General features: G+C 60.1%; 9 protein-coding genes and 2 pseudogenes. 6 read left to right on the forward strand and 5 right to left on the reverse strand.

Going from position 1 to position 9,632, the window contains the following annotated elements; all coding sequences use genetic code 11:
• Positions 1–116: 116 nt before the first annotated feature.
• Together ACODSV_RS35010 and ACODSV_RS35015 are read right to left on the reverse strand one after the other, a co-directional pair.
• Positions 117–575 (reverse strand): REP-associated tyrosine transposase, encoded by a 459-nt coding sequence (locus tag ACODSV_RS35010; protein WP_454843643.1) that lies wholly within the window; start codon positions 573–575, stop codon positions 117–119.
• Between the two features lie 387 nt (positions 576–962).
• Positions 963–1,406 (reverse strand): Lrp/AsnC family transcriptional regulator, encoded by a 444-nt coding sequence (locus ACODSV_RS35015; RefSeq protein WP_024075539.1) that lies wholly within the window; start codon positions 1,404–1,406, stop codon positions 963–965.
• 109 nt (positions 1,407–1,515) lie between these two features.
• Between ACODSV_RS35015 and ACODSV_RS35020 the strand changes: the two genes are divergently transcribed.
• On the forward strand, positions 1,516–2,418 hold the full coding sequence (locus tag ACODSV_RS35020; RefSeq protein WP_150056377.1) for a DMT family transporter: 903 nt from the start codon (positions 1,516–1,518) through the stop codon (positions 2,416–2,418).
• On the opposite strand, the gene ACODSV_RS35025 is transcribed toward ACODSV_RS35020, so the two are convergent.
• Entirely contained in the window at positions 2,396–4,375 is a 1,980-nt protein-coding gene (locus ACODSV_RS35025; RefSeq protein WP_150056376.1) for a peptidase U32 family protein, read from the reverse strand. The two genes, ACODSV_RS35020 and ACODSV_RS35025, sit on opposite strands and share 23 nt — an antisense overlap.
• A gap of 152 nt (positions 4,376–4,527) precedes the next feature.
• On the opposite strand from ACODSV_RS35025, the gene ACODSV_RS35030 reads away from it, so the two are divergent.
• Both ACODSV_RS35030 and ACODSV_RS35035 read left to right on the forward strand, forming a co-directional pair.
• Positions 4,528–5,178 (forward strand): hypothetical protein, encoded by a 651-nt coding sequence (locus tag ACODSV_RS35030; protein ID WP_150056375.1) that lies wholly within the window; start codon positions 4,528–4,530, stop codon positions 5,176–5,178.
• Positions 5,179–5,237: 59 nt separating this feature from the next.
• Positions 5,238–5,792, forward strand: a complete 555-nt coding sequence (locus tag ACODSV_RS35035; RefSeq protein WP_150056374.1) for a hypothetical protein — start codon at positions 5,238–5,240, stop codon at positions 5,790–5,792.
• An 11-nt stretch (positions 5,793–5,803) separates the two neighbouring features.
• Here ACODSV_RS35035 and ACODSV_RS35040 read toward each other — a convergent pair whose 3' ends face one another.
• A complete protein-coding gene (locus ACODSV_RS35040; protein ID WP_024075536.1) occupies positions 5,804–6,184 on the reverse strand; it encodes a RidA family protein in 381 nt (126 codons plus the stop codon).
• Between the two features lie 72 nt (positions 6,185–6,256).
• Positions 6,257–7,525 (reverse strand): beta-ketoacyl-ACP synthase II, encoded by a 1,269-nt coding sequence (gene fabF / locus ACODSV_RS35045; RefSeq protein ID WP_150056373.1) that lies wholly within the window; start codon positions 7,523–7,525, stop codon positions 6,257–6,259.
• Between the two features lie 107 nt (positions 7,526–7,632).
• Between fabF and ACODSV_RS35050 the strand changes: the two genes are divergently transcribed.
• From ACODSV_RS35050 to ACODSV_RS35060, 3 genes and pseudogenes are all read left to right on the forward strand, one after another.
• Positions 7,633–8,121, forward strand: a complete 489-nt coding sequence (locus ACODSV_RS35050; protein WP_024075534.1) for a winged helix-turn-helix transcriptional regulator — start codon at positions 7,633–7,635, stop codon at positions 8,119–8,121.
• A 124-nt stretch (positions 8,122–8,245) separates the two neighbouring features.
• Positions 8,246–9,013, forward strand: a pseudogene (locus ACODSV_RS35055) (PAS domain-containing protein); the annotation flags it as partial.
• 111 nt (positions 9,014–9,124) lie between these two features.
• Positions 9,125–9,601 (forward strand): annotated as a pseudogene (locus tag ACODSV_RS35060) (methyl-accepting chemotaxis protein); the annotation flags it as partial.
• Between the last annotated feature and the right edge of the window lie 31 nt (positions 9,602–9,632).

Here is a 9,632-nt window from a genome sequence, read left to right on the forward strand (position 1 = left end):
CCAGGTTTTGGGGCCGCTTCGCAGCCCAACGCGGGGCAAGCCCGCTCGCCACAGGAAGCCCGCCCGCCACAACAAGCCCCATTGCCATAACAGTCCCGCTATCACAACGAGCGGGGTCATAACCAGGTTGCATCCCAAAGCGGATAATCGCTAATCCGCTCCACCAACCTTGCGCGCAGGGGGTTGGCGACGATATAGCGTGCCATTTTCCGAATATCATCTTCAGCCCGCACCGCCCGGTCGTGGTAGCCACGCTGCCAGAATTTCTCCCGACTGCCACGGGCTTTGTTGATGCTTGAGGTGCTGCGCGACTTGGTCTGGCGCATCACATCAGGCAACGTCGTACCGTTGAGGTCGAACAGCCAATGAAAGTGGTCCGGCATGATCACCCACGCCAGGGAATTGACCTGTCCTGAATCATGAACTCTCTTGAGTTCGGCGACTAATAACCGCCCCAGGTGAAAGTCGCGAAACAATGGGTGGCGGTGATGCACGACAGCGGTGACCAGATAGGCCCGGCCGGTTTCTGAATAGCGACCACGTCGCAATAGGTGAGAGTTTGGCTGACGAGGCAATCCGTTGCTCCTTCGCGTAGATAAGAAGCTTTCACGCTAGCAGCGGAGGCGAAATAGCTGACTTGAGTTGCGTATCCCTTTATTGCATTGCAACAGGCGGACACGACTTATTCTGGCAGCGGGCCTGTTGTGAGTGGGCCGGGCCTGTTGTGGCGAGCGGGCTTGCCCCGCGTTGGGGCGCGAAGCGGCCCCAAAACCTGGCGATTTAATGTACCTGGATAAGCGCGGTGGCCTTATTGGGGCTGCTTCGCAGCCCAACGCGGGGCAAGCCCGCTCGCCACAGGAAGCACGCTCGCCATAACAGACTCACTTGCCACAACAAGCACGCTCGCCATAACAGGCCCGCTTGCCACAGCCCCCCAGGTGCAGGAATCGGCTTGTTACGGTTCAGTCGTTGCCCAGCGGCGGCAGGCGCCGTTTCACCGGGGTTTTCTTGACGATGGCGGTATTGGTTTCCGCGTAGGCGTTGATCCGGTCCAGCAGGTTGTCGAGATGGTCCATGGTGCGCACATGCAAGCGGGCAATAAAACAATCTTCGCCCGTGACCTTATCGCATTCGGTGAATTCAGGGATCGCCTGGATCTGGCGCTCCACCTCCTGCAATTTGCCGGGCAGGGGGCGGATGCGCACGATGGCTTGCAGCAGGTAGCCAAAATGCCTGGGGTCGATATCGACCGTGTAGTGGGTCAGTACGCCACGCTCTTCGAGGCGACGCAGGCGTTCGCCGACGCTGGGCGACGACAGGCCGGTGATGCCCGCCAGGGCCTTGAGGGACAACCGCGAGTCATCCATCAAGGCGGCGATGAGTTGCTGGTCGATGGTGTCGATCATGGAGTTCGCCTAATAAGAAAAGGTAATTTCGGTTTTTTGCCTTTTTTAGTCGCTGGAGCCGATCACGAGCAGATTGCCATAATTGAGCCTCACTTGAGGAGCTTCAATCATGGATACATCCATCCGTCGCGGGTCGTGGGAAATGGTCGCCGCCATGCTGATCTCGGGGACCATCGGCTGGTTTGTGCTGGTGTCGGGCGTGTCGGTCATCGAAGTGGTGTTCTGGCGCTGTTTGATCGGTGGGCTGATGCTGCTGCTGGTGTGCGCGCTGCTGGGCTACCTGCGGCCGGACCTGCTCAGTTGGGCCAAGCTGGGCTTGGCGATGCTCAGTGGCGTGGCCATCGTCGGCAACTGGTTGCTGTTGTTCGAATCCTATTCCCGCGCATCGATCGCCATCAGCACGGCGGTGTACAACGTGCAGCCGTTCATGCTGGTGATGCTGGCGGCCGTGTTTCTAGGTGAAAAAATCACCGTGCAGAAACTGGCGTGGCTGAGCGTGGCGTTCCTGGGAATGCTGGCGATTGTCACCGCCCATGGCGATCAGCCAACCGGCGACGATTACCTGGCAGGCATCGCCTTGGCGCTGGGCGCGGCATTGCTGTACGCGATTGCCGCGCTGATCATCAAGCGTTTGAAGGACGTACCGCCGCATTTGATGGCGTTGATCCAGGTGACGACGGGCGCACTGCTGCTGGCGCCGCTGGTGCCTTGGCATAGCTTGCCGGTCACCACCAACGCCTGGGCGGCACTGGCGACGCTCGGCGTGGTGCACACCGGGTTGATGTATGTGTTGCTGTATGGCGCGATCCAGAAACTGCCCACCGCCATCACCGGCGCACTGTCGTTTATCTACCCGATTGCGGCGATCTTCGTCGATTGGATTGCCTTCGGGCATCGCCTGGGCTGGCTGCAATGGCTCGGGGTAGCGGCCATTCTGCTGGCAGCGGCGGGGTTGCAGCGGGGCTGGTGGTGGCCCCGCTCCCACAGGGTCAGTGTGTGCCCTGATAGATGAGGTTTTCCGGGTTGAAATGCTCCACCACGCTGCCCGGTTGCGGCAGCCCAAGGATGTGCCCCTTGATCTTGCCCACCACGTGCATCTCGCAGGGTTTGCAGTCGAACTTCAGGGTCAGCACTTCGTCGCCATGGATCAACTGCATCGGCGCAACCTTGGTCTTCACGCCCGTGACACCCTTGGCCTGTTTAGGGCACAGGTTGAACGAGAAACGCAGGCAGTGCTTGGTGATCATCACCGGCACTTCGCCGGTCTCTTCATGGGCTTCGAAGGCCGCGTCGATCAGCTTCACGCCGTGACGGTGGTAGAAGTCGCGAGCCTTCTGGTTGTACACGTTGGCCAGGAACGACAGGTGCGCTTCCGGGTACACCGGCGGCGGCGTGACCTCGGCCTTGCGCCCGCCACGCGGGTGTGCGGCAACACGGGCGGCGGTCAGCGCTTCGATCACTTCGCGGCGCAATGCCTTGAGCTGCGAGTTGGGAATGAAGAACGCCTGGGGTGCATCCAGCTCGATACGGGTGGCGTGATACTCGGTGGTACCCAGTTGGCCAAGCAGGTCGCGCAGGGTATCCAGCGCCTGTTCCGGTTTGTTGGCCACGCCAAACGGGCCGGGCAGGGTGACGCTGGCACGGATGCCTTCTTCGCTGGTGGCGGTGACTTCCAGCTGTTCTTCGCGCAAACGTGCGACCCATGACAGGCCGATACGGCGTTCGGCCGAGATCTTGAGCAACGCCTGCTGCCAGTTATGGTCCAGGTTGCGGTTCAACGGGTGGTTCGGGCGCAACTGATGCAGGCCGGCCGGCATTTCATTCGGCTCGACGCGGTAGCGGTAGCGCTTCTCGCCGTCTTCCTCGAATTCACCCTTGGGCTCGGCGATATTGGCGCGGAACCCGACCACCTCACGCTTGACCAGCACATTGAGGCCATCGCCGTTGGACAGCGGCTCATGGGTGACCACTTGCAAGTCGCGCTTGCCGGCTTTTTCCACCACACCCACCGGCAGGCCGGTGAAGGTCGGGGTGTCGAAGGCGCCAATGTCGATCTTGCGGTCGCTGACAAAGTAGTCGGTGCTGCCACGGTGGAAGGTTTTTTCCGGGTCGGGCAGGAAGAAGTGTGCGGTACGGCCGCTGGACGCGCGGGCCAGGTCCGGACGGTCTTCGAGGATCTCGTCGAGACGCTGGCGGTAATAGGCCGTGATGTTCTTCACGTAGCCCATGTCCTTGTAGCGGCCTTCGATCTTGAACGAACGCACACCGGCTTCCACCAAGGCGCGCAGGTTGGCGCTCTGGTTGTTGTCTTTCATCGACAGCAGATGCTTTTCAAAGGCCACGACGCGGCCCTGGTCGTCTTTCAAGGTGTATGGCAGGCGGCAGGCCTGGGAGCAGTCGCCACGGTTGGCACTGCGGCCATTCTGCGCGTGGGAAATATTGCACTGCCCGGAGAACGCCACGCACAGCGCGCCGTGGATAAAGAACTCGATGGCGGCATCGGTTTCATCGGCGATGGCGCGGATTTCCTGCAGGTTCAGCTCACGGGCCAGGACCAGCTGCGAGAAACCCGCCTGGTCAAGAAACCTGGCGCGCCCGAGGGTACGGATATCGGTCTGGGTACTGGCGTGCAGCTCGATGGGCGGAATATCCAGCTCCATCACGCCCAGGTCTTGCACGATCAACGCATCGACGCCGGCGTCGTAGAGCTGATGGATCAGCTTGCGCGCGGGTTCCAGTTCGTTGTCATGCAGGATGGTGTTGAGGGTGGTGAAGACACGGGCGTGGTAGCGCCGGGCGAATTCGACCAAGTGAGCGATATCGCTCACGTCGTTACAGGCATTGTGGCGGGCGCCGAAGCTGGGCCCGCCGATGTAGATGGCGTCGGCGCCATGCAGGATGGCCTCGCGTGCGATGGCGACATCGCGGGCAGGGCTGAGCAATTCCAGGTGATGCTTGGGCAAGGACATAGTTTTTTTAGTCAGGCTTGTCACGGTCGAGGCGGGCATTGTAGCCGTGAATTACCTGACCGGCATCCACCGAAGGACTAAACCAGTATTGCATGCCGAGTAATGGCATTATAATAGCTCAGCACCCACGACTTCTTAATTTAGGATAACTGATGTTAAGACTGCTCAAAAAATACCTCGAGTTGACTGATTGGCCGATCCTCAAGTCATTCATTTTCACTTTTCTTTCGTTTTTACTATGTATCCTTCCGATCTTGTTCATCATCGCTGGCGAAGTGATTTTGTACGGGATTCATTGGCTATTACAGTTGTTGCCAGCACTCGATTGGGGCTGGTTGTCGTGGTTACTAAGGAAGATCGCATGGATCATCGAAAACATCACGCTGCTGGCAATGCCGACGCTAGTAGTGGTGCTTGGGGTGCCATGCCTATGGTATTTCGCTCGCCGCGCATCGCTCCGTTTGATGATTGCGACGTACATTTTCAAGCGTACGACCGAGCCGTTGCTGGCCCTGCACTTCGCTGCGGTGGCGGTGAACTGGCTCACCAGTTTCACGTTGTTTGAATCGATGAATGAAGGGTTACTGAACACGTTCGGGGTGAAATTCACCGTCGGAAGTGGCCAGATGGTCATTGTCACTGTTGTGATGTGGTTCTTGCTGACACTTGCCCTTAATTGCCAGCTAAAAATCATCCGCAAGGAAAAAGCCGTGAATGGAGAGTCGGGCATCCTGGAAAGCATTCGACTGCTGTTGTTGGAGCGGATAAATAAAGTACTGGACGATAAAAAAGGTCAGCGATGAGAGCTAACAGGCCGTCCTGTGAATGCTGCGATAACTTTAGGGCAAAGAAATCTTTGCCCATGAAGGACGTCTTTACACTGGAGCCCACAACCCGGATAGACCCGAACAACTCGTATATTCGGGCCTATCCCCACATACTTTCTTCCTTGGCGGACCGGGCTACATTCACGGAAAGGGACTTCATCTGCGCGGCCCATATGGTTTATGGCTGGATGCCAACCATTCTTGAGATCCACGCGGATAAGGCAGTCACTGTCGCCATGGGGGCGGACATACTGAACGAGGCCAAGACACAGGGGGTTTTGAGTCATAACCAACTGGGCCGCTTGGCTCAGTTGGTGAATCACTCAGTTGTAGGCGCCTCCAAGTTGCTGCATTTCGTCAATCCGGCAGCATTTCCTATTTGGGACTCGCGAATCTATGCTTTTGTCCATGGCGCCAAGGCGCATCAATACCGAGTCAACAATGTCGCGGCTTATGAAAACTACATGGAATTGCTTGGCGATCTGCAAAAGGATAGGCGTCTTGTAACGTTGCGCGAGTCGGTCGACCGAAAAATGGGTTATCCGGTTACAGCACTACGCGCGTTGGAGGTCGTGATGTTTCTCGGTTGACGCCTGGGTTTTCAGGCCTTGGCAGCCATCGCCGTGACTTCCACGCGCATCCCTTCAACCGCCAGTGCAGCCACTCCAACCGCCGCGCGCACGGGCCATGGCTTGGCGAAAAAGCGCTTGTAGACCTCATTGAATGCACCGCGATCGGCCATGTCCGTGAGGTAGATGGTCAGGTGCATGACTCGGTCCATGGAACTGCCGGCCTTTTCCAGGGCGACTTTCAACGCTTGCAGGGTGCATTCGCTTTGCAGGGTGATATCCCCCAGTTCCAGGCTGCCGTCGGCGCGGGTCGGGATCTGGGTGGAGACCAGGATGCCGTTGAAGCCGACGACATCTGAGGAAATCGAGTCGGCATCCGGATCGGGGGTGTAGGACAGGTCGTGGTTAGCCATGGGCGCCTCTTGTTGGCAGTGACAGAAAGGCGCCATGGTCCCCGAAAATAATCCCAGGGGCAAACCGCTGGCTTATGCCCAGCGGCGGAACAGCACGCTGGCATTCACGCCACCAAAGCCGAAGCCGTTGGACAGCGCATATTCAATCGCCATTGGCCGCGCATCTCCGCGCACCATGTCCAACCCGGCGGCCAGTTCATCCGGGTTTTCCAGGTTGAGGGTCACCGGTGCGACCTGATCGCGCAGGGCAAGCACGGTGAAGATGGCCTCGATGCCGCCCGCAGCCCCCAGCAAGTGGCCGGTGGCGGACTTGGTCGAGCTGATTGCCAGGCGGCCACCGTCACCGAACACGGTCCTGATGGCTGCCAATTCGCCTTTATCGCCCACCGGCGTCGAGGTGGCGTGGGCATTCAGGTACTGCACCTCGGACGCCTCGATGCCTGCCTGACGCAACGCCTGGGTCATCGCCCGGCGCGCGCCGTCACCGTCTTCCGGGCCAGCCGTCATGTGGTACGCATCGGCACTGGTGCCGTAGCCCACCAGTTCGGCAATCGGCTGGGCACCGCGTGCAAGGGCGTGTTCCAGTTCTTCGATCACCAGGAGGCCGGCGCCTTCGCCCATGACAAAGCCGTCGCGTGCCTGATCGAACGGGCGCGAGGCGCGCTCGGGGGCGTCGTTGAAATCGCTGGACAAGGCCCGTGCCGCCGCAAAGCCGGCCAGGCTGACCCGGTGGATCGCCGCTTCGGCCCCCCCGCACACTGCCACGTCCACTTCGCCCGCACGGATCATCCGCGCGGCGTCGCCAATGGCCTGCACACCCGCCGCACAGGCAGTGACCGGTGCGCCCAACGGGCCTTTCAAGCCATAGTTGATCGACACATGCCCGGCGGCCATGTTGCTCAGGAACGATGGGATGGTGAACGGCGACAAGCGTCGCGGCCCCTTGCTGTCGGTGGTACGTACCGCCTCCGCGATGGCCGGAAAGCCGCCGACGCCCGAGGCGATGATGGTTGCGGTGCGTTCCTGCTCCTGCACGGTCTTCGGTGCCCAGCCGGCCTGCTTCAACGCTTCATCGGCGGCCGCCAGTGCGAACAGGATAAAACGATCCATCTTGCGCTGCTCTTTTGCAGCCAACAGGCGATCAGGATCGAACCCGGCTTCGGGGTCCTGCAACACACTCTGCACTTGGCCGCCGATGCTGATGGCCAGGTCGCCGATCAGGTCTTCAGGCAGGCGACGAATGCCCGACTGCCCGTTCAACAGGCGTTTCCAGGTTGACTCCACGTCAGCGCCCAACGGTGTCAGCGCACCCATGCCTGTCACAACGATACGTTTACTCATGATCAATCGACTCCGGTTGCATTGAGGGTTAAGACCCTATGGACGTCACTATCATGATGAAAGTAACATGGCGTCACACAACTTTGCACCGGCCCCTAGGAACCTTTATGCAACGCAAGTCCCTGACCCGCGACGAATGCCCCATCGCCCGCAGCCTCGACCGGGTAGGGGAGTGGTGGAGCATTTTGATCATGCGCGACGCGCTGCAGGGGCTGCGCCGCTTCGATGAGTTTTCGCGCAGCTTGGGCATCGCTCCCAACATGCTCACGCGCCGCCTGACTGCGTTGGTGGAGGCGGGGATGTTGGAACGCAGGGCCTACAGCGAGCGGCCGCCGCGCTACGAATATGTACCGACCGCCAAGGGTGAGGATTTCCGCATGGTGCTGATGTCGCTGGTGGCGTGGGGCAACCGGCATTACGCCGAAGAGGGCACCAGTGTCGAGTTGGTCGAGCGGGACACCGGGCGACCGCTACAGCCGATGTTGGCGAGCGCCGAGGGCCACATCGTGCCCTTGGATCGCTGTGTGTTGCAGGCCGGCCCGGCGGCCAGCACCGGCATGCGTGAGCGGTTGGCTTCGCTCGCCGCAAAGCCTTGAATCACGCTGGCTCGCGCAAGAATTTGACGTCAGAAAATAATCATTTTTACGCCGTAAAGTCGTGTATTTCTCAGCCGATAGCGAATAAAGACACAGGTTTTTTCCGCACGGCTGAGGGTACGTCATGTTCAACACAACGCTCAAAACCGAACTGGCGGCCAGGACGGCCGAAGTCACCGAGTTCAAAGGACTGATCAGCGCCCTGGAACGCTCCATGGCAGTGGTCGAATTCGACCTCAACGGCAAGGTACTGCGTGCCAACGACAACTTTCTGAAAACCCTGGGTTACAGCCGCGACCAGTTGGCGGGGAAATCCCACCGTGACTTTTGCTTGCCAGCGCTGACCAACAGCCCGGCCTACAGCCAGTTCTGGGGTGAGCTCAAGGCCGGTAAGTTCGTGTCGGGCACTTTTAAGCGGGTGGATGCCCACGGCAAGACCGTCTGGCTGGAAGCCAGCTACAACCCGGTGCTGGATGAGCGTGGCCAAGTGCTGAAAGTGGTCAAGTACGCCCTGGATGTCACGAGCAAAGTCGAACAGGAGGCGGCGACCCGCAGCAAACTGGCCGCAGTGGACCGGGCAATGGCAGTGATCGAGTTCGACTTGAACGGCCAGGTACTGGACGCCAACGAGAACTTTCTGCACGTCATGGGCTATACGCTGGCCGAAATCAAAGGCAAACACCACCGCCTGTTTTGCGAGCCCAGTCTGATCAACAGCAGCGAGTACACCGATTTCTGGCGCCGCTTGAACAACGGTGAATTCTTCACCGGGCAATTCAAGCGCCTCGGCAAGCATGGCCGTGTCGCGTGGCTGGAGGCCAGTTACAACCCGGTCTACGACGGCGACGGCACACTGGTCAAGATCGTCAAGTTTGCCAGTGACATCACCGAGCGCGTGGAGAAGTTCGAGGAAGACTCGCGCGGCGCTTCCCGTGCCTACCATATCTCGTCCGAAACCGAACGCTTCGCCGAGCACGGTACCCAGGTGATCCACGACACGGCCACGGAAATGCGCCGGATTGCCGAGCACATTGGTGCCTCGGCGCGACTGGTGGGGCAACTGGGTGATCGTTCCGAGCAGATCACCGCTATCGTCAACACCATTCGCGGCATCGCCGACCAGACCAACCTGCTGGCGCTCAACGCCGCCATCGAGGCGGCACGGGCCGGCGACCAGGGCCGCGGGTTTGCCGTGGTGGCCGACGAGGTCAGGCAGCTGGCGGGACGCACCAGCCGCTCCACGGCGGAGATCGCCGAGATGATCGGCATGATCCTGTCGGAGACCCGAGATGCAGTCACCAGCATGAATGCCACCCAGGAAGGCGCGCAGCGTGGGGTCAGCCTGGCTGACCAGGCGGGTTCGGTGATCCTGCAGATCCGCACCAGCACCAGTGACGCGGTGAAAGCCGTGAGTATGTTTGCGTCCAAGATGGATGAGTCGGAAGTGATTCCGAAAACAGCGGTCGGCTGGGTGGGTTAGCCGCTGTGCGCCGGCCAGCGATGACGCTGGC

This window comes from Pseudomonas sp. FG86 (genome assembly GCF_057808775.1).

Bases quoted from the DNA above. Each gene is read 5' to 3' on its own strand.
- ACODSV_RS35035 (WP_150056374.1), top strand. From the start codon at position 5,238: ATGAAGGACGTCTTTACACTGGAGCCCACAACCCGGATAGACCCGAAC.
- ACODSV_RS35050 (WP_024075534.1), top strand. From the start codon at position 7,633: ATGCAACGCAAGTCCCTGACCCGCGACGAATGCCCCATCGCCCGCAGC.
- fabF (WP_150056373.1), bottom strand. From the start codon at position 7,525: ATGAGTAAACGTATCGTTGTGACAGGCATGGGTGCGCTGACACCGTTG.
- ACODSV_RS35030 (WP_150056375.1), top strand. From the start codon at position 4,528: ATGTTAAGACTGCTCAAAAAATACCTCGAGTTGACTGATTGGCCGATC.
- ACODSV_RS35015 (WP_024075539.1), bottom strand. From the start codon at position 1,406: ATGATCGACACCATCGACCAGCAACTCATCGCCGCCTTGATGGATGAC.
- ACODSV_RS35040 (WP_024075536.1), bottom strand. From the start codon at position 6,184: ATGGCTAACCACGACCTGTCCTACACCCCCGATCCGGATGCCGACTCG.
- ACODSV_RS35025 (WP_150056376.1), bottom strand. From the start codon at position 4,375: ATGTCCTTGCCCAAGCATCACCTGGAATTGCTCAGCCCTGCCCGCGAT.
- ACODSV_RS35020 (WP_150056377.1), top strand. From the start codon at position 1,516: ATGGATACATCCATCCGTCGCGGGTCGTGGGAAATGGTCGCCGCCATG.